Raw genomic sequence first — 22,357 nt, 5'->3', positions numbered from 1 at the left:
GTCTCCCTCGCCCGCGGGCTCCCCCGCGATCTTGCGGTTTCTGTCGGTCATACGTGCTCTTCGTCCGTTATGCCGCGACAGAAAGTGCAAGATCGCGGGGGTGGGTGACGGCGTCGAGGGTGACTTTCTGGGCCGTCAGCTGGGTGGCCAGGCGGGTGGCCAGGTTGAGGCGGACCGGGCCGGACTCGCAGTCGACCACCACGCAGGGGGCGGCCGTCGCGGCCAGCACCTTCGCCGCTGCCGCCGCGCGGTCCAGCGGACGCGGGCCGGCGGTGGCTCGACCGTCGGTGACGATGAGGACCAGCGGGCGACGCTTCGGGTCGCGCAAGCGTTCCAGCCGCAGCAGATCCGCGGCGGCGAGCAGCCCCTCGGCCAGCGGCGTACGCCCGCCGGTGGGCAACTCGGCCAGCCGGGTCGAGGCGGCCAGCACCGACGAGGTCGCCGGCAGCAGGGTCCGCGCGCCGGCCCCCCGAAAGGCGATCACCGCGACCTTGTCCCGCCGCTGGTACGCGTCGGTGAGCAGGGCGAGCACCGCGTCCTTCACGGCGCTCATCCGCTGGCGGGCGCCCATCGAGCCGCTCGCGTCCACCACGAACAGCACGAGGTTGCCCTCGCGCCCCTCCCGGACCGCCTCGCGCACGTCGTCCGGGCGCAGTCGCAGCGGGCCGGTCAGCCGTCCCCGGGATGCCTGGTGTGGCGCGGCGGCCCGGACCGTGGCCGGCAGGTGCAACGCCGCGACCCGGCCCGTCGGCACCCGCGCTCCGGTGGTACGCCCCCGCCCGGTGCGGGCCCGGGAACGCCGGCCGGGCACCCCGTCACCGACGCCGGGCGCGGTGAGCACCTGCGCCCGCAACCCACCCCGGGGTACGGCCACCGACTGGGACTCCCCACCGCGGGTCGGGTCGTCGTCACCGGTCGCCGATCCCCGGCCCCCGCGCGGGCGCGGGTTCTGATCGTCGTCACCCCGGTCGCCCGGTTGGCGCTGCGGCCAGCCGTCGTCGTCACCCCGGTCGCCCGGTTGGCGCTGCGGCCACCCATCGGCACCGTCTTGGCCGTCGGTGCGCCCGTCTGGGCCACTGCCGTCGCGCGCCGCCGAGTGCCCGGCCGACCCGGATGCACCCTGCTCGGCACCGTCGCCGCTGCCGTCGCCCTGCGGGCCGCCGCCGTGCGGGCCGCCGCCGTCCGGACCGCCACCGTTCGGGCCGCCGCCGTTCGGGCCGCCGCCGTTCGGGCCGCCACCGTTCGGGCCGCCATCGTTCGGGCCGCCATCGCCGGCCGGGCCACCGCCCCGGGGACCGGTGTCGTCCGGGCCACGGTCGTCGGGGGCGTCGTCGTCCGGCTCGTCGGGGTGGGCGTCCTGGGCACGCTGCAACGCCTCGTCGAGGCGCTTCTCGTCCAGCCCCGGAGTGTCGAACGGGTCGCGACGGCGACGGTGCGGCAGGGCCAGCCGGGCGGCCACCCGGACGTCGTCCACGGTGACCCGGTCCCGACCGTGCCAGGCGGCGTGCGCGAGAGCGGCACGGGCGGTGACGATGTCGGCACGCATCCCGTCCACGTCGAACGCGGCGCACACCTCGGCGATCTGCCGCAGCGCGGCGTCCGGCAGGCGTACCCCGGGAAGCCGGCGGCGGGCGGCGGCCACCTGGGCGGCGATCTCCGCGTCGGCGTCGGCCCAGCGGGCGGCGAACCCGGCCGGGTCGGCGTCGGCGGCGAGCCGGCGGCGGACCACCTCGACCCGCACCTCCGGGTCCCGGCTGGCGCCCACCTCCACGGTGAGCCCGAACCGGTCGAGCAACTGCGGACGCAGCTCCCCCTCCTCCGGGTTCATCGTGCCGACCAGCAGGAACCGGGCCGCGTGGCTGACCGAGACGCCCTCGCGCTCGACGTGGCTGCGACCCATCGCCGCCGCGTCCAGCAGCAGGTCCACGAGGTGGTCGTGCAGCAGGTTGACCTCGTCGACGTAGAGCACTCCCCGGTGGGCGGCGGCGAGCAGACCCGGCTCGAAGGCGCGCACGCCCTCGCCGAGGGCCTTCTCCAGGTCCAGCGAGCCGACCACCCGGTCCTCGGCGGCGCCCACCGGCAACTCCACCAGCCGGGCCCGACGGGTCTCGGCGGTGGCGTCGGCCGGATGCGGCCCGTCCGGGCAGGCCGGGTCCGGCTCGGCCGGGTCACAGCCGAAGCGGCAGCCGGCGACCCGGCGGACCGGGGGCAGCAGCGCGGCCAGCGCGCGCACGGCGGTGGACTTGGCGGTCCCCTTCTCCCCCCGGACCAGCACCCCGCCGATCGCCGGGGACACCGCGTTGAGCAGCAGCGCCAGCCGCATGTCGGCCATGCCGAGCACCGCGCTGAACGGATAGGTCGCGGTGACGGTCTCGGTCATGCCCGGTCCTCCAGGTCGCCCTCGCTGGCCAGGTACGTGTCGCGCAGCCGGTCCAGGGTGGCCGGCTCGGGTTTGGCCCACAGCCCCCGGTCGGCGGCCTCCAACAGGCGCTCGGTGATGCCGCGCAGCGCCCACGGGTTGGACTGCTCCAGGAACTGCCGGGTGGTATCGTCGAACAGGTACGCGGCGGCCAGGTGCTCGTACATCCAGTCGTCGACCACGCCGGCGGTGGCGTCGTAGCCGAACAGGTAGTCCACGGTGGCGGCCAGCTCGAACGCGCCCTTGTAGCCGTGCCGGCGCATCGCCGCGATCCACTTCGGGTTGACCACCCGGGCGCGGAACACCCGCCGGGTCTCCTCGCCCAGCGTGCGGGTGCGCACGTCGTGCGGCATCGCCGAGTCGCCCACGTACGCCTGCGGTGACGTGCCGGTGAGGTGACGGACCATCGCCACCATCCCGCCGTGGTACTGGAAGTAGTCGTCGGAGTCGACGATGTCGTGCTCGCGGGTGTCCTGGTTCTTCACCGCCACCGCGATCCGGGCGAAGGAGCGTTCCATGTCGGCGCGCGCCTCCCGCCCATCCAGGCCCCGGCCGTACGCGTAGCCACCCCACACCGCGTACACCTCGGCCAGGTCGGCGTCGCTGCGCCAGGTCCGGGCGTCGATCAGGGGCAGCAGGCCCGCGCCGTACGCCCCCGGCTTGGAACCGAAGATCCGCGCGGTGGCCCGCCGCTCGTCACCGTGCTCGGCGAGGTCCGCGGCGACGTGCGCCCGCAGGTAGTTGTCCTCGTCCGGCTCGTCGAGGGCGGCGACCCGCCGCACGGCATCGTCGAGGAGCGCCACCACGTGTGGGAACGCGTCGCGGAAGAACCCGGAGATGCGCACGGTCACGTCGACGCGCGGCCGGCCCAGCTCGGCGGTCGGCACCACCTCGATGCCGGTGACCCGCCGCGACCGGTCGTCCCACACCGGCCGGCAGCCCAGCAGCGCGAGCACCTCGGCGATGTCGTCGCCCTGGGTGCGCATCGCGCTGGTGCCCCACACGGTCAGACCCACCGAGCGGGGGTACGCCCCGGTGTCGGCGAGGTGCCGGGCCAGCAGCGAATCCGCGAGGGCCACCCCGACGTCCCAGGCGTTGCGGCTGGGAATGGCCTTGGGGTCGACGGAGTAGAAGTTGCGGCCGGTGGGCAGCACGTTGACCAGTCCCCGGGTGGGTGAACCGGACGGGCCGGGCGGCACGAACCGGCCGTCGAGCGCCCCGAGGGTGTTGGTCAGCTCGTCGGTGGTCCGGTCCAGCCGGGGCACCAGCTCGGTGGCGGCGAAGTGCAGCACCGCGGCGACGTCCGGGATCGACTGGCCGGTCACCTCGGCGACCACCGCGTCGACGGCCTCGGCGTCCCAGCCGAGCGTCTCCATCCCGATAACCAACCGCCGGGCGAGGGCTTCGATCAGGTCGACGGCGTCGGCGGCGGTGCCGGCCGGCCCGTCCACCACGTCGGTCAGCGCCGTGGGCACCGCCAGTCGTTCGCCCGGTGCCGCGAGCAGTTCCTGCTCGTCGAGGGAGTACGCGACGGCGAGCGCCTGCCGCAGGCCGGGCAGGGCTCGGGCGCCACCCCAGATCTGCGGGGCGCGCAGCACCGCGAGGACCAGGTTGACCCGGGGCTCACCGGTGGGCGCGTCGGCGAGGATGTGCAGCCCGTCGCGGATCTGCACGTCCTTGATTTCGCAGAGGTACCCGTCGAGGTGCAGCACGAAGGTGTCGAAGTCGTCCGCGTCGGGCATCGCCTCGGCGTGCAGGTCGTGGTGCAGCTCCGCCGCGCGGACGAGGTCCCAGATCTGCGCCCGCACGGTGGGCACCTTGGCCGGGTCGAGGGCCTGCACGGTGGCGTACTCGTCGAGCAGTTGCTCCAGTTTGGCCAGGTCGCCGTAGGTTTCGGCGCGGGCCATCGGCGGCACCAGGTGGTCGATGACCACGGCGTGCGCCCGGCGCTTGGCCTGGGTGCCCTCGCCGGGGTCGTTGACGATGAACGGGTAGACCAGCGGCAGGTCACCGAGGACCGCGTCGGGCGCGCAGTCGGCGGCCAGGCCGAGGCCCTTGCCGGGCAGCCACTCCAGGGTGCCGTGCTTGCCCAGGTGCACCACGGCGTCCGCGCCGAAGCCGCCATCCGCGACCGGGGCGGCCAGCCAGCGGTACGCGGCCAGGTAGTGGTGACTCGGCGGCAGGTCCGGGTCGTGGTAGATGGCGATCGGGTTCTCCCCGAAGCCGCGCGGCGGTTGGATCAGCAGCACCACATTGCCGAAGCGCAGCCCGGCGAGCACGATGTCCCCGCCCTCGGTGTAGAGCTGGCCGGGCGGCTCACCCCAGTGTTCCCGGATCCGCTCCCGCAGCTCGGCCGGGACCTGGTCGAACCAGCGCTGGTAGGTCTGCCCCGGTATCCGCGCCTCGGCGGCGGCCAACTGCTCCGGCGTGAGCCACTCCACGTCGTGACCACCGGCGGCGATCAGCGCGTGGATCAGCGCGTCACCGTCGTCGGGCAGCGCCGCGTCACCCAGGTCGTAACCGGCGTCGGCAAGCGCGGCGAACAGCCGGACCGCCGACACCGGGGTGTCCAGCCCGACGGCGTTGCCGACCCGGGAGTGCTTGGTGGGGTACGAACTGAGCACCACGGCGATCCGCTTGTCGGCGTTGGGCACGTACCGCAGCCGGGCGTGGCGCACCGCAATCCCGGCGACCCGGGCCGCCCGGTCGGCGTCGGCCGCGTAGACCGACAGCCCGTCGGCGTCGATCTGCTTGAACGAGAACGGCACGCTGACGATCCGGCCGTCGAACTCGGGGATGGCCACCTGCATCGCCGCGTCCAACGGGGACAGCCCGGCATCGCTGCCGGCCCACTGCTCGCGGGTGCTGGTCAGGCAGAGCGCCTGGATGATCGGCACGTCCAGGGCGGCCAGGGCGCCGACGTCCCAGGCGTCCTCGTCGCCGCCCCCGGAGGCGTCCGCGGCGACCGCGCCACCGGCGGCCAGCACGGTGACCAGCAGCGCGTCGCAGCGGGCGAAGAGCCCGAGCGGGCCCGCGCCCGTGGTCAGCCCTCGCAGCGAGCCGCAGAAGATCGGCAGCGGGTTGCCGCCGGCGTTGTGGACCGCGTCCGCGAGGACGTCGACGAAGTCGGTGTTGCCGGCGAGCGCGTGCGCCCGGTAGAAGACGATCCCCACGGTGGGCCGCCGCGGGTCGTTCGGGTGTTCGCCATGCACGCCGTACGCGGCGGTGGGCGCGGGCGGGGCGAACCCCTCGCCGGTGAGCAGCACCGTGTCGGAAAGGAACCAGGCGAGCTGCCCGAGGTTGTCCGGCCCGCCCTCGACGAGGTACGCCAACGCCTGGGTGACGACCCCGGACGGCACTGTGGAGATGGCCATCAGCTCCGCGTCGGGCAGCGCCTCGCCACCCAGCACGACCGTCGGCACGCCGGTGGCGAGCACCGCGGCGAGGCCGTCCGGCCACGCCTGCCGACCGCCGAGCAGGCGTACGACGACGAGGTCGACCCCGTCGAGCAGGACGGGCACCTCGTCGGCGGCAACCCGCGCGGGGTTGGCGAGCCGGTAGTCGGCGCCGCTGGCGCGGGCGGCCAGCAGGTCGGTGTCGGCGGTGGAGAGCAGCAGGATGCGCACGGCGGGCTCCGGAGAGTGACGCCCGGGCCGCTGAGGGAGGCGACCTGGACGAAGCGGGTGGGTGCGGCGTCAGCCGGTACGACGGCGCGGCCGGACTCACCGACGCGGGCGTCGGGGCCGGTCAGCGCCGGGCGCTCAGGTCAGCGGTACCGGAAGCCAGCGGCCTGGAGCGCAGTGTGACGATGATCGTCGATGAATGAGACGCCGTGCGTCATCGGGTCCTCCTCGGGTGTCCACGCCCTGGGGTACATCCCGACGGCCGAAGTATCCTGGCTTCCGGATCGACGCTCTCCCCCGGCCTTCCAACCGCAGACACACGGTCGTGACTCACGAGGGGGGATCGCTCCCCGGTGACAGTGGCGGGACCGCGTCGGAATCGCACCGACTTCCTTCACTGCCGTCAGGCCGCGAATGCTGCCACACCCCTCCGCCGCCGGTCAACGCCGACCCGACGTCGCCGAGCGGGCGACATCCATCGAAAGTCAGCAATGATTGCGTGCGAAGGAGCCCTGCTTCGCCGGCGTTAGGTCAATGTGTCGCGTCCTTTGCTCTGCTTCAACCGATGCACCAGTAAGTCGTCGCATCGTTGCGCCGGTTGAAGCAGAGCAAGGGACGCGCGCATGTCCCCTGGCCTGCGCCTATCGTTCGGTGGGACGGTGGCATCGGCGCGGTCACCTAGGATCGGTGATCACTGGCTCAACGTCCGCGATCAATCTCGGGGGTCGACCACCATCAGCGCCGCCCGATTCTTCCACCTCGCCGGTCGGGTCTGACTCCGTCCTGGCGGCTCGGACCCGGACGCGGTCCAGGCCGGCGTCGCCGTCGTCGCCGACGAGCGCGGCAGTGTGATGATCGACGCTCGGCAGAGCCCCGGGCACGCCCGGGAGATCCAGGCCACGCTCGTCGCCGCGGGCCTTCCGCGGCCGCGCTGGCTCGTCTCTGGTACGTCTCCAGCCAGGCCGAGCCGATGACACATGAGCAGGCACACTCGGTCGTCGAGGCCACCTGAGCCGACCGGCCTCAGCGGGCGTGGCGTTCCGGATGGGCCCGGCTCCACACCCGCATCCGTTCCGGATAGCCGGTGCGGCCCGCCTCGTACAACGGCACCGCGTGCTTGCGGGCGATGGCCCCCGCGGCGCGGGGCGTGCCGGTGCGGCGGCGGATCCACTCCCCGTCGTGGGCGATCGCCACCACTGTGGTGTCCGTCGCGGTGGTCTCCGGCTCCAGGTAGAACTCCACCCCGTGCCGGCTCGTGACGAACGCCTCCAGCGCGGCGAGGTCGTCCCGGGTCGCCTCCCGGTCCAGCTTCGTCGGGGTCGCCTCGACGCCCCGTGACCGGCGACTGAACCAGCTCATGCCCCACCCCTTCCCTCGACGCCCTCCAGTGCAGCACCGAATCCTGGCAATACGCTGCACGCCGGGTGGGAGACAGCTGACCCGACCGGGGGTTGGAACCCACCGAGCGTGGGCGGTGTCATGAGTGTGACCCGAACGGAGGTTCCCCTGGACGACGACGCGCTCGTCACCCGCGCCCGCTCCGGCGACCTGGCGGCGTACGACCTCCTGGTCGCTCGGCACACCGCGTCCGCGTACCGGACGGCGGCGCTGCTCGGCGCGGGCTCGGACTCCGAGGACGTCATCCAGGAGGCGTTCGTGAAGGCGTACCGCAAATTGTCCCGTTATCGGGGCGAGTCGTCCTTCCGGTCCTGGTTGCTCGCGATCGTCGCCAACGAGACCCGCAACCTGCACCGGTCGCGCGGCCGCCGCGACGGTCTCGTCCTGCGCGCCGCGGCGGCGGACCCGACGGCGGAGACCGCCGAGGACGGCGCGGTGGGTGCGGTCCTCGCCGGGGAGCGCCGCGCCGCGCTGGTGCGGGCCCTGCGGCAACTGCCGGTACGCGACCGCGAGGTGATCGTCTGCCGGTTCTTCCTCGACCTCAGCGAGGAGGAGACGGTGGCGGCACTGGGCTGGCCCCGGGGCACGGTGAAGTCGCGCACGTCCCGGGCCCTGGCGAAGCTTCGCGGCCTGCTCGACCGGGAGGAGGTCCGGCATGGGTGACCTCGAACGGGAACTGCGGGACCTGTCCGCCTGGCTGGAGACGCCCGAGCCGCCCGACGTGCGCGCCGAGGTCCGCGGACGGCTGCACCGGCCGGTGCGGCGGTGGCGTCCGCTCGTCGCGGCGGCGCTGGCCGCCCTGCTGCTGGTGGCGGTGTTGCCGCCGACCCGTGCCGCCGTCGCCGATGCGGTGACCGGGCTGCTGCGCTTCGCCGGTGTCAGCATCGCCGTCGCGCCCGCGCCGACGGTGCCCGGTGGCGTCGCGTCGCCGTTGCCCGGGCAGCGGGTCGCCGGTCTGGACGAGGCACGACGGGCGGTACGGTTCCCGATCCGTCTGCCGGCGAAGCTGGGTCCGCCCGATCGGGTGCTGGTCGCCGACCCCGACCCCGCGGGCACCTGCCGGGTCGCGACGCTGCTCTACGACGGCGGCGCGCTGCGCGTCGACGCGTTCGACGGTCGCCTCAACCTGTCGTTCCACAAGGAGGTCATCCCGCCGGGAGCGGACTGGGTCGAGGTCAACGGTGACTTCGCGGTGTGGGTCGACGGGCCGCACGTGCTGTCGTACGTGGACCGTTCGGGCGTGGTCCGCAAGGAGAGCGCCCGACTTGCCGCCTCGACGCTGATCTGGCAGGACGCCGACGTCAGCTACCGGATCGAGGGCGCCGTCACGAAGACCGAGGCGATCGAGATCGCCCGCTCACTGCGCTAGGAACCGGACGGGCGCGGCCGGTGTCCTGAAGATGAGGTGAGTCGTCGACACGTACCGGAGGGTCGAGATGGTTTCATGGGGCAGGTTGCTGCTGGCGGCTTCGGTGGTTCTGCTGGCGGGGTGCGCCGCCGACGGTGGGTCGGCCGCGCCGACCCGCGCTGCTGCCACCACCGCGAGCGCCGGGAGTACGGCGAGCGCCGCGACGGGCTGCCATTCGCCTGTCGAGATGGAGTCGCTGCCCGACTGGGCGGACGCCGGATTCCACGGGACCAGCCGGGGCCCGCACGTCTTCGGCGCGAAGGGTGACATCGTGGCGGTGCTGTTCGCTCATCCGCTGCGCCTGGTACGCAGCGACGGGTCGAACAACAAGATCCTGTGGGTGGCCCGCGCCGCCACGACGTCAGCCGACCCGACGGCACCGGCGACCCTGGTGATCACCGCGACGCTGGACGGCACCGACACCAGGGTGACCCGAGAGGTCGCCGGCGGGCCGGGTCCGTCGATCATCGACATGCCGCAGGCCGGGTGCTGGCATCTCGACCTGCGCTGGTCCGGGCACACCGACACGATGGACCTGGTCTACGCCCGCTGAGCTACGTACCGTGGCGGCCATGGCGACTCTGCTCGACGGCATGACGCCGCTGTACGTGGCGGCGGACATCCACGGTCACCGGTCGGAGTTCCGGGAGGCACTTCGCGAGGCTGGACTCATCGACCATACCGGCCACTGGACCGGGGGCGGCGCGCGGTTGTGGTTGCTCGGCGACTACGTCGATCGGGGCCCGGACGGTGTCGGCGTCATCGACGACATCCAGCGACTCGCGGTCTCCGCGCGTGCGGCGGGCGGCCACGTCGGGGTGCTGTTGGGTAACCACGAGGCGCAGTTGCTCGCCGCGCACCGGTTCGGCGCCAGGCCCGTCGCCGGGTGGAACGAGCCCGACGGGTTTCGGGGTGGCTGGGCCCGGTTCGGCGGACGTGCCGAGGACCTGCGCCAGCTGACGCCGCAGCATGTCGAGTGGATGACGCGACTGCCCGCCGTCGCGGTCGTCGACGGGTTCCTGCTCGTGCACTCCGACACCGCCCGGTACCTGGAGCTGGGGTCCAGTGTGGCCACCGTGAACGCGGCGGTCAGCGTGGCTCTCGGCTCCGACGACCCCGCGGCCTGGCTGGACTTCTGCGCCCGGATGAGCGACCGGGGCGCATTTCGCGACGCCGTGGCGACCAACCCCGACGACCCGGTGTCGACGATGCTGCGCACGCTCGGGGGCACCGTGCTCGTCCACGGCCACAGCACCCTCACCAAGCACTTCGGTGTGGCGCCGCAGGACGTCGCGGTCGCGCTGCGGTACGCCGACGACAGGGTCGTCGCCATCGACGGCGGCATCTACGAGGGCGGCCGGATCCTGCTCACTCGACTCCGCTGATCCTGGCTAGGCTGCCCGACGTGCTGAACGACGTGCGGACGGCGGCCCGCGACAACGCCGAGTGGTGCGACATCGTCTGCGGCAGCCACGGGCTGGCCGGCCGTGCCGACGCCGACGCCTGGTCGGTCCCCCACCGGTCGCCGCCGTGGTATCCGGACGCGGTCACCCTGCGATCGGGCGTCGACGCCTGCGCCCTGCTGGCCCGCATCGACGTGGGGCCCGGCGCGTCGGTGAAGGACAGCTTCGCCGACCTCGACCTGTCCGGGTACGGGTTCCGAGTGCTCTTCGACGCGCAGTGGATCCACCGGCCACCGGCGGCGCCACCGGCCGACGAACCCCTCACCCCGGTCACCAGCGCCGACGACCTGGCGGTCTGGGCGGCGGCCCAGGGCGGTGGGGAGCTGTTCCGCCCCGCGCTGCTGGCCGACCCCCGGGTGCGGGTGCTCGCCCGCCACGACGACCAGGGTGTGCTCACCGGCGGAGCGGTGCTCAGCGGCGACGGCCCGTACGGCGTCTCCAACCTGTTCACCCGCACCGACAACCCCCGCGACATCTGGCAAGCGGTGTGCGCCACCGTGCCCGACGCGCCGCTGGTCGGCTACGAAACCATCCCCGACCTGGCGGCGGCCCTCGCCGCCGGCTTCACCACCACCGGCCCTCTCCGGGTCTGGCTACGCGCCTAGCGCACCGGCCACTGGCTCCGCGCACGGGCCGCTATGCTGGACGGCATCGGCACCGATCCGGCCATACGCCTGACACTTCGTCCCCGGGTGGGCAGTGAGCTGATGCCCGCGCGAGCGGATGTGGAGTGTAGGGAGAACCTCGGTGCCGGACGGCCCGTTGAAGTCGCCATTCGTCCCACTGTCCACCAAGATCGACCTTGGTGGGATGGAACGTGCGGTCATCGAGTGGTGGCAGACCAACAACATTTTCGACCGGAGCCTGGAGCAGACCGCCGACGGTCCGCCGTGGGTGTTCTACGAGGGGCCGCCGACCGCCAACGGCACGCCGGGCACCCACCACATCGAGGCGAGGGTCTTCAAGGACCTCTTCCCCCGGTACCGGACGATGCGCGGCTTCTCGGTGCCCCGCCGCGCCGGGTGGGACTGCCACGGCCTGCCGGTTGAGCTCGCGGTGGAGAAGGAGCTGGGGCTGGGCGGCAAGCCCGACATCGAGAAGATGGGCATCGCCGAGTTCAACGCCCGGTGTCGCACCTCCGTGCTGCGGCACGTGGGCGAGTTCGTCCAGCTCAGCGAGCGGATGGGGTACTGGATCGACCTGGAGCACCCGTACCAGACGATGTCCCCCGAGTACGTGGACAGTGTCTGGTGGTCGCTGAAGCAGATCCACGACGCCGGGCGGCTGGTGGAGGACTTCCGGGTCGCCCCGTACTGCACCCGCGACGGCACGACCCTGTCCGACCACGAGGTGGCGCAGGGGTACGAGACCGTCACCGACCCGTCCGTGTACGTGCGGTTCCCGGTGCAGGACGCGGTGGCCGGGCACCACGGTGTCGAGCTGCTGATCTGGACCACCACCCCGTGGACCCTGGTGTCCAACACCGCCGTCGCCGTCCATCCCACGGTGACGTACACCCTCGCCCGCACCGGGCAGGGCACCTTCGTCGTCGCCGAACCGCTGACCCGGCGGGTGCTCGGTGACGAGGCGGAGATCCTGGCGACCGTACCGGGGTCGGCCCTGGAGGGATTGCGCTACGAGCGGCCGTTCGACCTGGTGGACATCCCGGACGCCCACCGCGTGGTCCTCGCCGACTACGTCACGACCGAGGACGGCACCGGCCTGGTGCACCAGGCGCCGGCCTTCGGCGCGGACGACCTCGCCGTCTGCCGCGCCTACGGGTTGCCGCTGGTGAACCCGGTCGCCCCGAACGGGCGGTTCGACGACGGCATCGACCTGGTCGGCGGGGTGTTCTTCAAGGACGCCGACGCGCTGCTCATCGACCGTCTCCGGACGTCCGGTCGGCTGTTCCGGCACGAGCCGTTCGAGCACCCCTACCCGCACTGCTGGCGGTGCCACACCCCGCTGATGTACTACGCGCAGCCGTCCTGGTACATCCGGACCACCGAGGTCCGCGACGAGCTGACCCGGGAGAACGAGAGCACCAACTGGTTCCCGGAGCACATCAAACACGGCCGGTACGGCGACTGGCTGAAGAACAACATCGACTGGGCGGTGTCCCGTTCCCGGTACTGGGGCACCCCGCTGCCGCTGTGGCGCTGCCCGGACAACCACGTGACCGCGGTCGGCTCCCGGACCGAACTCGGGGAGCTGGCCGACGCCGACCTGTCCGAGCTGGATCCGCACCGCCCGTACGTCGACGAGATCACCTTCGCCTGTCCGGACTGCGGCCGGACCGCCACCCGGGTGCCCGAGGTGATCGACGCCTGGTACGACTCCGGAGCGATGCCGTTCGCGTCGGTGGGCTACCCCCACCTGCCGGGCAGCAAGGAGATCTTCGAGCGCACCTACCCGGCCCAGTACATCTGCGAGGCGATCGACCAGACCCGGGGATGGTTCTACACGCTGATGGCGGTGGGCACCCTGGTCTTCGACAGGTCCCCGTACGAGAACGTCGTCTGCCTCGGGCACATCCTGGCCGAGGACGGCCGCAAGATGAGCAAGCACCTGGGCAACATCCTGCTGCCGATCCCGTTGATGGACACCCACGGCGCGGACGCGGTGCGCTGGTTCATGGCCTGCTCCGGCTCACCGTGGTCGCCCCGCCGGGTCGGGCCCGGCCCTCTCGACGAGATCGTCCGCAAGGTGTTGATGACGTACTGGAACACCGCGGCGTTCTTCTCCCTCTACGCCGCGAACTCGACGTGGGCACCGGAGCTGGCGCAGCCGGTCGCCCAACGACCGGCGCTGGACCGGTGGATCGTCGGTGAGGTCCACGCCCTCGCCGCCGCCGTGGACGAACGACTGCAGAACTACGACACGGCCCGTGCCGGCCGACTGCTCGCCGACTTCGTCGACGACCTGTCGAACTGGTACGTACGGCGCTCGCGGCAGCGCTTCTGGGAGGGCGACCCGGACGCCCTCACCACCCTGTACGAGTGCCTCGACATCCTCACCCGGCTCCTCGCGCCGTTCATCCCCTTCCTCACGGAGGAGGTGTGGCAGCAGGTCATCCGGCGGGGCGCCGGGTCGGCCCCGGAGTCGGTGCACCTGGCGACCTGGCCCACGCCCGACACCACGGTGATCAGCGCCGAGTTGTCGGCCCAGGTGGCCACGGCGCGGGCGTTGGCCGAGGCGGGCCGGTCCGCGCGTAAGGCGAGCAGCCTGCGGATCCGTCAGCCGTTGAGCCGGGCGCTCGTGGGACTACCGGCCGGCACGGTGCTTGCGCAGGCGTTGCTCGACGACATCGGCGACGAGTTGAACGTCAAGGTCCTCCAGCCGCTCGATGCCCAGAGCGGGGTCATCGACGTGCGGGTCAAGGCGAACTTCCGGACCCTGGGCCGCCGGTTCGGCAACCGCACCCAGCACGTCGCGAAGGCCATCGCCGCCGTGCCCGCGCGAGGGCTGGTCGACGGTGTCCGGGCGAACGGGACGTTCCCGCTGGTGGTCGACGGCGAGCAGGTCGAGGTGGGCCTGGACGACATCCTGATCACGGAGGTGCCGCGCACGGGCTGGGTCGTGGAGTCCCAGCGCGGGGTGACGATCGCGCTGGACACCGAGATCACCCCCGAACTGGCGGCCGAGGGCGTCGCCCGCGACGTCGTCCGTACCGTCCAGCAGGCCCGCCGCGACGCCGACCTGGAGGTCGCCGACCGGATCACGGTGTCGATCGCCGCGCCCGCGCAGGTCGCGGCGGCGATCTCCACGCATCAGCTGCTCATCGCGCACGAGACCCTCGCGCGCACGCTGAGCGTGGTGGACGCGTTGTCGGAGGGTTTCGCCGGCACCGTGGGCGACGGTCAGGAGATCCTGGTGCACGTCCTGCGGGCCTGAACGCTGCCGGGGCGGACGATCACCGCAGACGGGTCAGATCCTCCGGGGTCAGGCGGAGGGCTCCGGCGGCCACGTTCTGCGCCAGGTGCTCCGGGTCCGCGGTGCCGGGGATGGCGAGCACGTGGGACCCCTGGTGCAGGGTCCAGGCCAGGCGTACCTGCTGCGGTGTGACGCCGTGGGCGCGGGCGACGGCCTCGACGGCCGCACTCTGCGTGGCGCTCGCGCCCGCCTCCCGACCGGTGCCGGCCAGCGCGAAGAACGGCACGAAGGCGATCCCCCGCCGACCGCAGAGCTGGACGACCTCGTCCTGGTTCCGGTAGGCGTCCACCCCGTAGTTGTTCTGCACACAGACCACCGGCGCGATATCGGCCACCTCGTCCAGTTGCTCGCGCCGGACGTTGGAGAGCCCGAGGTGCCGGATCAGCCCGGCGGCCCGCAGTTCGGCGAGCGCGCCGAACCGGTCGGCCAGCGGCACCGTGCCGACGCCCCGGCCGAGGCGCAGGTTCACCACGTCGAGCTGGTCGCGGCCGAGCCGACGCAGGTTCTGCTCGACCTGGGCGCGCAACTGCGCCGGGGTGAGCGCCTCGGTGAAGCCCGCCTCCGGGTCGTACCCGAAGCCGACCTTGGTGGCGATCACCAGGTCCTCCGGGTACGGGGCGAGCGCCGCGCGGATCAGCTCGGTGGCGTAGCGGGCCGGGCCGGTGCCGACCCGCAGGACCCCGCCGGGCGAGACGTAGAACGCGGCCGTGTCGATGTGGTTGACCCCCAGCTCCACGGCGCGGCGCAGCAGGGCGACCGCCCGGTGCGGGTCCGGGTTCGCGGTGATCCGCATCGAGCCGAAGCCCATCCGGCGGACGGTGCGGTCGCCCAGGGTCCAGGTGCCCGCCGCGGCGGCGGTGATCTCGTCGGTTGGCATTCGGCGACCCTAACCAGCGCGGGTACGCGGCGCAGTCGGCCGCGCACCCGATACCGCCCGGCGGCGCCGCGGGTTAGTTTTGGTGTGCGGCCGGAGTCGGCTCGACGGTGTGCGGCTCGGCGGTGTGCGGCTCGGCGGTCTGCGGCTCGGCGCTGTGCGGCTCGGCGGTGTGCGGCGGGCGCAGCACCGGCACCAGCAGTAGGGTCGGCAGCAGCAGCAGCGGCACCACCAGCAGGGCGCGCAGCGTGCCGACCTGGTCGCCGAGCAGCCCCAGCAGCGGCGGCCCGCCCAGGAACGCGGTGTAGCCGATCACCGCGACCACGCTCACCCGTACCGGCGCGTGTGCCTCCTCGTCGGCGGCCGCGCTCATCCCGACCGGGAAGCCCAGTGACGCACCGAGGCCCCACAGCGCGACGCCGACGATCGCCAGCGGCCCCGAACCGGCCAGCACGGCCAGGCCGGCGCCGAGCACGGCGAGCCCGATGGTGCCGGATAGCACCGGCACCCGCCCCCACCGGTCCAGCGCGACCGTGCCCGCGGTGCGCCCGGCGGTCATGCCGACGACGAAGACCCCGAAGACCGCCGCGCCGGCTGCCTCGCTCAGGTCCCGTCCGTCGATGAACGCGACGGCCAGCCAGTCGTTGGCGGCACCCTCGGTGAACGCCGCCACCAGCACGAACAGCCCGATCAGCAGGGTCCGCGGCTCCCGCCAGGCGGCGAGCTGCGCACGGCGGCGGGCCGCCGGGGTGGCGTCCGCCGGGTCGCCGGTGTGATCGCCCGCGACGGGCAGGAACGTCCGGGAGGCGAGCACGGTGCCGGCCAACACGACCACCGCCACCGCGACGAGGTGCGCGCCGACCGCCACGTCGAACCGGGCCGCACCGGCGCCGAGCGCCGCTCCGGCCACCGAACCGAGGCTCCACCCCGCGTGGAAACGGGGCATGATCGTACGATTCAGGCGCCGTTCCACAGCGGCGCCCTCGACGTTCATCGCCACGTCGCAGGCGCCGGAGCCGTAGCCGAAGGCGACAAGTCCCAGGGCCACGACGGCGAACGACCCGGTCATCGTGGCGCCCAGCCCCGCCACGGTCAGACCGAGCGCGACAAGCACGGTGGCCAGGGTCACGGTGCGGGCCGCGCCGAGGCGCTGCGCGAGCAGGCCGGAGGTGGGCATGGCGAGCAGCGCGCCGACGCTCATCGCCAGCAGGAGCAACCCGAGGCGACCGGCGGAGAGGTCCAATGCCTCACGGACCGCCGGCACGCGGGAGAACCAACTGCCGACGGCCAGCCCGTTGAGGGTGAAGGTGACAGCGACGCCGTTGCGGGCGAGCAGCACTGCCCGTGCGGGCGGTGCGGTGTCCGGAGTTACGGCTCTGCTGGTGGGGGCGCTCACGGGGTCTTGTCCTCTTTCTCGGGGTGATCTCCTGGCACGATCGCACACCTGAGAGCGCTACCACCACAACCGGCAACCGCCCCTTACCGCCGACGGACCGGCCAGGGCATGATGTGAACAGGCGTTTGTCCGACCGGACGGGCCGCCGCGGGGAGGCGACGATGACGGCAGCGGCACAGCGACCGGCCACTCTCGAGGACGTCGCCCGGATCGCCGGGGTGTCGCGGTCCACCGCGTCGCGGGTGATCGCCGGCACGGGGTTCGCCTCGCCCGCAGCTCGGGAACAGGTCACGGCAGCCGTCGACCACCTCGGCTACGTGCCGAACCCGGCCGCCCGGGCGCTGGTCCGCGGCGGCGGCCTCCGGCTGGTCGTGGCCGCCCAGGGAGTCAGCCCCGCGGTGCTGGACGACCCGTACGTGCACCAGGTGGTCGGCTCGGCCGCCCGGGTGTGCACACCCGCCGGTGTCGGGGTGGCGCTGCACTGGCTGCCGCTGGGCGACCCGCGCGGCCTGCACCAGCTCGCCGGGGACCGCACGGTGTGCGGGCTGATCCTGGTCAACACCACCGAGGACCTGCTGGCGGCGGTGCCTGGGTCGCTGAGCGGCCGGGTGGTCTCGATCGGCGTCGGCTCGGCGACCGTGCCGTCGTTCGACGTCGACAACGCCGCCGGCTCGGACGCCGTGCTGCGCCACCTGTACGCCGCGGGCCGCCGCCGGATCGCCATGGTGACCGGCCCCCGGTGGCTGCCCTGCGCGCAACGCCCCGTGCAGACGTACCGCCGGCTGATGCGCCAGGCCGGCCTGCCGGAGTGGGAGATCACCGGGGACTTCACTGCGGCGCGCGGCCGGGCGGCGGCCGGCGAGGCGCTGCGCCGCTGGGCGGACGTCGACGCGATCTACGCGATCAGCGACGACACCGCGCTCGGAGTGATCGCGGGGCTGCGCGACGCCGGTGTGCGGGTGCCCGGCGACGTCGCGGTGGCCGGCTTCGACGACATTCCGCTGGCCGGGATGACCGCCCCGGCGCTGACCACGGCGAGCCACCCGGTCGGGCGGATCGCTGTCGCCGCGGCCAGCGCCCTGTTGGACAGCCATCCGGCCGCCCGGGTGACCCTCTTCCCGTCCACCCTGGTGGCCCGCGCCAGCGCCTGACGGCGACGAGATCCCCGCCCCGGTCCGCGAATCCGTCACCATCCGGCACACCCCGCGCGCCGGTGGGGACGTCAGACGGCGGGGAGTCCGAGGGCCTCGTCCACGCGGGCGAGGACGGCGGCGTCGTCCTGCGGGTTGACCCCGCGCAGCAGGTCGATGGCCGTGGCCCGGACCTGACCGATGATCATCGCTAGGGGCAGGGTCGGCGTGGCGCCGAAGAGCTGCCCGGCGGTGTGCACGGCGGCCAACGCGGACTCGTCGGCCCGGCCGCCGTGCCGGTCGGCGGTCTCATCCTGGCCGTCGAGGTCGGCGGCGAGGGCGGCACCGGCCTGGCGGACGGCCTCGGCCAGGGATCGCAGCGCGGCGCCCAGCTCGGGTGGCGCCGGGGTGTGCAGCCGGCTGAACGTCACGCCGGCGCGGGCCAGCACCCGGACGTTGCGCACCGCGTAGTCGATCTGTCGGATCGACTCGTCCACCGACCGCAGCCGACCGACGTGCCGACGTCGGCGGACATTGAGCCGCAGCGCCTCACCGGCGGCCAGCACCCCGTCGCGCAGCCCGTCCACCCGGGCGTCCATCCCCCGGGCCTGGGTCAGCGCGGCGACCGCGGCGGCCTCGTCGCCGCCGTCCAACGCGTCGGCGATCCCGCCCAGCAGCCCGGCGAGCTCGTCGAAGGTCCGCCGCACCTCGCCGACCAGCGGCGCGAGAGGGTGCCGGGCGTCGACCAGCAGGCTGGCCGCGAGCGCGACCGCGCCCCCGATCAGCGCGTCGACGAACCGGTTCGGCACCAACGACCCGTCCGGCGGTGCGACCACCACCAGGTAGAGCGCGGAGACCGCGGCCTGCACCAGCGTCACGCCGGTCGCGCCGAAGGCCACCGCGAGGAGAACGGTGAGCAGAATGACGGTGCCGACCGTCCAGGTGCTGCCCGGCCCGAGTGCCTGCACCACCAGGTCCGCGACGAGCACCCCGGCGGCGACCCCGAGCACGACCTCGACGGCACGGCGGATCCGTTGACCGCGCGCCTGACCGAGAACGATCAGCGCCGCGGCCGGCGCGAAGAAGGGCTGCGGGTGCCCGAGCAACCGGGTGGCCAGCAGCCAGGCCACGGTCGCCGCGACAGTCGCCTCCAACACCGGCCGCCAGCCGTGCCGCAGCCGCCCACCGGCCGTCCGCAGGCCGCTGAACCGCACCATCGCCCCCCTCCTCCCCACACTCTCCCCGACCGGGGGGCACCTTGCGGCGATCGTCTCCCATCACGTGGCAGACCTGCTCACCGGGGGATGCCCCGCGCCTCCACCCGGGAAGCCGGACTGCCGCATGCCGCATGCCGGCGGACTGGCGCCTGACCCCCGACGCGCCCGCGTGTCCCCACCCCCGTCGACCGGGACGGCGGTTCAGTTCCCGGTGAGGGCGCGCAGCAGCGTACGGACCGCGGCGCTCAGGTCGGCACGACTGGCCGCGGTTGCGGGCTGCGGGGCACTGAGCGCGCCCGCGCCGACCAACCGGTCGAAGAGCAGCCCGTCCACGAACGCGACGAACTGGTCGCCCTGCCGATCGGGGTCGGCGGCCCCGGCCCGGGTCAACAGGTCCCGGGCCTGCGCCCGCAGGCCGGTGCCGTGTTGCAGGATGCCGCGCAGCTCGGGCCGGTGCACCGCCTCCAGCAGGCAGGCGTATCGGGCCAGGGTCCGGCTGCGCCCGGTGCTCAACCAGCGGTCGAGCACCTCGGCGACGCCGACGGCGAGGTCGTCGAGATCGTTTCCGTCGAGCCGGGGGGCGGCGGTCGGGGGCGGACCGGTCGGCAGGTCGTGGTGCGCCAGGTCGGCCCGGTCCCGTTCGGCGAGCCGTCCCACCACGGCCTCGATCAGCGCCTGCCGGGTGCGCAGGTACGCCGAGGTGGTGCCGGGCGGCATCGCGGCGCGGCCGTCGACCGCCCGGTGGGTCAGCGCTCGCATGCCGCCCTCGGCGATCAACTCGATGGCCGCGTCGGTGAGCGTCGCGATCCGGTTCGCCCGCGCCGTCATGGCACTCCTTCTTCTCGGGGTCCGCAGGTAGTATCACTCTTCTACAGATGTAGAAGGAGGATCGACATGGACGACGCACACGCGGTCGTGGTGGGCGGCGGGATCGGCGGGTTGAGCGCGGCTCTCGCCCTGCACCGGCACGGGTGGCGGGTCACCGTGCTGGAACGCGCCGCCGAGCTGCGCGAGGTCGGCGCCGGCCTGAGCCTGATGGCCAACGCGGTGCGCGGGCTGGACGCGCTCGGCCTCGGCCCGGCCCTGCGCCGGGGCGGCCACGGCGAGGCACCCGGCGGCATCCGCGACCGGCACGGGCGGTGGCTGTCCCGAGTGGACGCCTCGGAGATGATCCGGCAGCTCGGCACCACGGCACTCGGCGTGCACCGGGCCACGCTGCACCGCACCCTACGCGAGGCCCTGCCGGCCTCCTCCCTGCACACCTTCGCCACGGTGGAGCACGTCGAGTCCGGCCCGGACCACGCCGAGGTGCGCTACCAGGGGTCCGACGGCCCGCACACCCTCGACGCCGACCTGGTGGTCGCCGCCGACGGCCTGCGCAGCCGGGTCCGCGCCCAGCTCTGGCCGCACCACCCCGGCCCGGTGTACGGCGGATCGACGACGTGGCGGGCGGCCATCGCGTTCCCGGACCCGATCCCGGCCGCGATCACCTGGGGACCGGGAGCCGAGTTCGGCATGGTGCCGATCGGCGACGGGCAGCTCTACTGGTACGGCGCACTCAACGCCCCGCCCGGCGGCCACGCCCCCGACGAGCTGGCGGTCCTGCGGGAGCACTTCGGCGACTGGCACGACCCCATCCCGGCGCTTCTCGCGGCGACCCCACCCGACGTCGTTCTGCGCAACGACATCCACCACCTGGCCGTCCCGCTGCCCTCGTACGTGCGGGGACGGGTGGCGCTGCTCGGCGACGCCGCCCACCCGATGACGCCCAACCTGGGACAGGGCGCCGGGCAGGCGATCGAGGACGCCGTGGTGCTCGGCGCGGTCTGCGCCTGCGGCGCCGAGGGGGTGCCGGCCGCCCTGGCCGCGTACGACCAGCAGCGTCGACCGCGCAGTCAGTCCGTCGCCCGGGCCTCCCACGTCGCCGGGCGGTTCGGACAGCAGGTGCACAACCCGGTCGCCTTCGCACTGCGCAACACCGCGTTGCGCCTCACCCCGGGCCGGGCCGCCCTGCGGAGCATGGCCCGGTACGCCGACTGGCGACCGCCCGCCGGCTAGGGCGCCTCACCGGTGAACGCGGCGGCGTAGTCGGGCGCGGCGAGGAACGGGGTCAGCACCTCGACGGTGCCCGGCGTCCAGGGACGACCGTTGAGCACCTCGTCGCCGGGCACGAAGACCATCGCCGCGCCCTCACCGAGCACCACGTCCTCCTGCCGGGCCCGGGTGCGGCCGAGGAAGTAGTGCATCTCCCGGCCCAGCTCGGGTCGCGACTGCACGGCGATCAGGCGCAGCGGACCGTCGGCGCGCAGCCCGGTCTCCTCCCACAGCTCCCGCTCGGCGGCCTGCTCCGGGGTCTCCCCCTCCTCCGCGTGGCCGCCGGGCAGCCCCCACACGTCCGGGTGGTGCATCGCGTCGGCGTCGCGCAGTTGCAGCAGCAGCCGCCCGGCGGGATCCACAAGCAGCACACACGCGACGACAATCACCGGCTCAGCTTAGGCGGGTGGGCCACCCTGGTAGGCCTGCTCCCCCACCGCCACCAGTCGCGCGTGGTCGGCGGCGTCGGAGAGCAGGCCGCGCAGGCCCGCGGCGTAGGCGGTCGCGGGGGGCACCCCGAGCTGGGCGGCGAAGGCGTACTCGCCGGCCAGGGTGATGTCGAAGATGGCCGGGTCGTCGGTGGACACCGAGCAGGCGACCCCGGCGTCGGTCAGCACGGTCAACGGATGCGGACGGTCCTCGCGGGCCACGCCGAGGCGCAGGTTGGAGGTGGGCGTCACGTCCAACACGACGCCCCGCTCGGCCAACTCGGCGACCAGCTCCGGGTCCTCCACGGCCCGCACCCCGTGCCGGATCCGGACCGCACCCATCGCCAGCACCTCGCGGACCGCCTCCGGCCCGGCCGCCTCGCCCGCGTGCGGCACGAACGGCAGGCCGCCGTCGCGGGCCAGCTCCACCATCCGACGGTACGGCGTGGTCGGGTGCCGCCCCTCGGCGCCGGACAGCCCGAAGCCGACCACCCCCTGCCCGGCGAACCGGGTGGCGATGCGGGCCGCGCTCTCGGTGAAGTCGACGTCGTGACCCCGGCAGACCTGCGGGGTCAACCCGATCGACACCCCGTACGACTCGCGGGCCTCGGCCGCCGCGTCGACCAGGGCGGCGAGCAGGTCGGCCCAACCGGACAACCCGAGGCGCTGGTCGGCGTCCACGATCGGCTCCAGGTGGACCGCTCCGTCGCGGGCGGCCTCCGCGGCGTACGCCAGCAGTGCCCGCTGGTAGTCCTGCGGCGTCCGCAGCACCGTGGTCATCGCGTTCCAGATGGTGATGAAGTCGTACAGGTCGTCGAACCGTCCGGACGTCTCGGCCGGCACCGGGAGGCGATGGCCGTGGGCCAGCGCGGCGAGCAGCGCCGGACGGACCGTCCCCTCCAGGTGGACGTGCAGTTCGATCTTCGGGTTGTGGCGCTGAGCCGGCGTCATCGCGATCCTCGGGGGTGGCCGAA

At 73.8% G+C, this 22,357-nt stretch carries 17 protein-coding genes and 1 riboswitch; of the genes, 8 read left to right on the top strand and 9 right to left on the bottom strand.

The window, feature by feature from the left end:
* Positions 1–67: 67 nt before the first annotated feature.
* The 3 genes from ACFYPM_RS16510 to ACFYPM_RS16500 all read right to left on the bottom strand — a co-directional run bounded on the left by ACFYPM_RS16510 (position 68) and on the right by ACFYPM_RS16500 (position 7,401).
* Positions 68–2,380 carry a VWA domain-containing protein gene (locus ACFYPM_RS16510; protein WP_387196970.1) on the bottom strand — a complete coding sequence of 771 codons (2,313 nt, stop codon included), beginning with the start codon at positions 2,378–2,380 and terminating at the stop codon, positions 68–70.
* The gene (gene cobN, locus ACFYPM_RS16505) at positions 2,377–6,045 is read right to left on the bottom strand and encodes a cobaltochelatase subunit CobN (RefSeq protein ID WP_387196967.1); all 3,669 of its coding nucleotides are present in this window, start codon (positions 6,043–6,045) and stop codon (positions 2,377–2,379) included. The genes ACFYPM_RS16510 and cobN overlap by 4 nt, the downstream gene beginning before the upstream one ends.
* A 262-nt stretch (positions 6,046–6,307) precedes the next feature.
* Positions 6,308–6,437: riboswitch (cobalamin riboswitch) on the bottom strand.
* A 628-nt stretch (positions 6,438–7,065) separates the two neighbouring features.
* The gene (locus ACFYPM_RS16500) at positions 7,066–7,401 is read right to left on the bottom strand and encodes a hypothetical protein (protein WP_387196964.1); all 336 of its coding nucleotides are present in this window, start codon (positions 7,399–7,401) and stop codon (positions 7,066–7,068) included.
* A gap of 120 nt (positions 7,402–7,521) precedes the next feature.
* On the opposite strand from ACFYPM_RS16500, the gene ACFYPM_RS16495 reads away from it, so the two are divergent.
* The 6 genes from ACFYPM_RS16495 (at position 7,522) to ileS (ending at position 14,205) form a co-directional block, all read left to right on the top strand.
* Positions 7,522–8,103, top strand: coding sequence for an RNA polymerase sigma factor (locus tag ACFYPM_RS16495; RefSeq protein ID WP_387196961.1), 582 nt, complete (start codon positions 7,522–7,524; stop codon positions 8,101–8,103).
* Positions 8,096–8,809, top strand: coding sequence for a hypothetical protein (locus ACFYPM_RS16490; RefSeq protein WP_387196958.1), 714 nt, complete (start codon positions 8,096–8,098; stop codon positions 8,807–8,809). The genes ACFYPM_RS16495 and ACFYPM_RS16490 overlap by 8 nt, the downstream gene beginning before the upstream one ends.
* A 226-nt stretch (positions 8,810–9,035) precedes the next feature.
* Positions 9,036–9,401, top strand: a complete 366-nt coding sequence (locus tag ACFYPM_RS16485) for a hypothetical protein (RefSeq protein WP_387196955.1) — start codon at positions 9,036–9,038, stop codon at positions 9,399–9,401.
* Positions 9,402–9,420: 19 nt separating this feature from the next.
* Complete coding sequence (locus ACFYPM_RS16480) at positions 9,421–10,233, top strand: metallophosphoesterase (RefSeq protein WP_387196952.1); 813 nt, start codon at positions 9,421–9,423, stop codon at positions 10,231–10,233.
* Positions 10,234–10,253: 20 nt separating this feature from the next.
* Positions 10,254–10,916 (top strand): hypothetical protein, encoded by a 663-nt coding sequence (locus ACFYPM_RS16475; protein WP_387196950.1) that lies wholly within the window; start codon positions 10,254–10,256, stop codon positions 10,914–10,916.
* A 142-nt stretch (positions 10,917–11,058) separates the two neighbouring features.
* Entirely contained in the window at positions 11,059–14,205 is a 3,147-nt protein-coding gene (gene ileS, locus ACFYPM_RS16470; RefSeq protein ID WP_387196947.1) for an isoleucine--tRNA ligase, read from the top strand.
* 19 nt (positions 14,206–14,224) lie between these two features.
* On the opposite strand, the gene ACFYPM_RS16465 is transcribed toward ileS, so the two are convergent.
* Together ACFYPM_RS16465 and ACFYPM_RS16460 are read right to left on the bottom strand one after the other, a co-directional pair.
* Positions 14,225–15,121 (bottom strand): aldo/keto reductase, encoded by an 897-nt coding sequence (locus tag ACFYPM_RS16465; protein WP_387196944.1) that lies wholly within the window; start codon positions 15,119–15,121, stop codon positions 14,225–14,227.
* Between the two features lie 73 nt (positions 15,122–15,194).
* Positions 15,195–16,514, bottom strand: coding sequence for an MFS transporter (locus tag ACFYPM_RS16460; protein ID WP_387196941.1), 1,320 nt, complete (start codon positions 16,512–16,514; stop codon positions 15,195–15,197).
* A 161-nt stretch (positions 16,515–16,675) separates the two neighbouring features.
* Between ACFYPM_RS16460 and ACFYPM_RS16455 the strand changes: the two genes are divergently transcribed.
* Positions 16,676–17,665, top strand: a complete 990-nt coding sequence (locus ACFYPM_RS16455) for a LacI family DNA-binding transcriptional regulator (protein WP_387196938.1) — start codon at positions 16,676–16,678, stop codon at positions 17,663–17,665.
* Positions 17,666–17,736: 71 nt separating this feature from the next.
* On the opposite strand, the gene ACFYPM_RS16450 is transcribed toward ACFYPM_RS16455, so the two are convergent.
* A complete protein-coding gene (locus ACFYPM_RS16450; protein ID WP_387196936.1) occupies positions 17,737–18,861 on the bottom strand; it encodes an aromatic acid exporter family protein in 1,125 nt (374 codons plus the stop codon).
* A gap of 201 nt (positions 18,862–19,062) precedes the next feature.
* Positions 19,063–19,689 (bottom strand): TetR/AcrR family transcriptional regulator, encoded by a 627-nt coding sequence (locus ACFYPM_RS16445; RefSeq protein ID WP_387196933.1) that lies wholly within the window; start codon positions 19,687–19,689, stop codon positions 19,063–19,065.
* Positions 19,690–19,755: 66 nt separating this feature from the next.
* On the opposite strand from ACFYPM_RS16445, the gene ACFYPM_RS16440 reads away from it, so the two are divergent.
* Entirely contained in the window at positions 19,756–20,919 is a 1,164-nt protein-coding gene (locus ACFYPM_RS16440) for an FAD-dependent oxidoreductase (RefSeq protein WP_387196930.1), read from the top strand.
* Here ACFYPM_RS16440 and ACFYPM_RS16435 read toward each other — a convergent pair.
* Entirely contained in the window at positions 20,916–21,344 is a 429-nt protein-coding gene (locus tag ACFYPM_RS16435) for an NUDIX domain-containing protein (protein ID WP_387196927.1), read from the bottom strand. The two genes, ACFYPM_RS16440 and ACFYPM_RS16435, sit on opposite strands and share 4 nt — an antisense overlap.
* A 9-nt stretch (positions 21,345–21,353) precedes the next feature.
* A complete protein-coding gene (locus ACFYPM_RS16430) occupies positions 21,354–22,334 on the bottom strand; it encodes an adenosine deaminase family protein (RefSeq protein WP_387196924.1) in 981 nt (326 codons plus the stop codon).
* Positions 22,335–22,357 lie beyond the last annotated feature (23 nt).

Source organism: Micromonospora sp. NPDC005203, assembly GCF_042872705.1.
GTDB lineage: Bacteria > Actinomycetota > Actinomycetes > Mycobacteriales > Micromonosporaceae > Micromonospora.
This window is presented reverse-complemented; position numbering and strand designations above follow the sequence as displayed.

What these genes read in the sequence shown, in the direction of transcription:
- ACFYPM_RS16510 (WP_387196970.1), bottom strand. Translation starts at nt 2,380, where the DNA reads ATGACCGAGACCGTCACCGCGACCTATCCGTTCAGCGCGGTGCTCGGC.
- ACFYPM_RS16500 (WP_387196964.1), bottom strand. Translation starts at nt 7,401, where the DNA reads ATGAGCTGGTTCAGTCGCCGGTCACGGGGCGTCGAGGCGACCCCGACG.
- ACFYPM_RS16495 (WP_387196961.1), top strand. Translation starts at nt 7,522, where the DNA reads ATGAGTGTGACCCGAACGGAGGTTCCCCTGGACGACGACGCGCTCGTC.
- ACFYPM_RS16490 (WP_387196958.1), top strand. Translation starts at nt 8,096, where the DNA reads ATGGGTGACCTCGAACGGGAACTGCGGGACCTGTCCGCCTGGCTGGAG.
- ACFYPM_RS16485 (WP_387196955.1), top strand. Translation starts at nt 9,036, where the DNA reads ATGGAGTCGCTGCCCGACTGGGCGGACGCCGGATTCCACGGGACCAGC.
- ACFYPM_RS16480 (WP_387196952.1), top strand. Translation starts at nt 9,421, where the DNA reads ATGGCGACTCTGCTCGACGGCATGACGCCGCTGTACGTGGCGGCGGAC.
- ACFYPM_RS16465 (WP_387196944.1), bottom strand. Translation starts at nt 15,121, where the DNA reads ATGCCAACCGACGAGATCACCGCCGCCGCGGCGGGCACCTGGACCCTG.
- ACFYPM_RS16455 (WP_387196938.1), top strand. Translation starts at nt 16,676, where the DNA reads ATGACGGCAGCGGCACAGCGACCGGCCACTCTCGAGGACGTCGCCCGG.
- ACFYPM_RS16450 (WP_387196936.1), bottom strand. Translation starts at nt 18,861, where the DNA reads ATGGTGCGGTTCAGCGGCCTGCGGACGGCCGGTGGGCGGCTGCGGCAC.
- ACFYPM_RS16445 (WP_387196933.1), bottom strand. Translation starts at nt 19,689, where the DNA reads ATGACGGCGCGGGCGAACCGGATCGCGACGCTCACCGACGCGGCCATC.
- ACFYPM_RS16440 (WP_387196930.1), top strand. Translation starts at nt 19,756, where the DNA reads ATGGACGACGCACACGCGGTCGTGGTGGGCGGCGGGATCGGCGGGTTG.
- ACFYPM_RS16430 (WP_387196924.1), bottom strand. Translation starts at nt 22,334, where the DNA reads ATGACGCCGGCTCAGCGCCACAACCCGAAGATCGAACTGCACGTCCAC.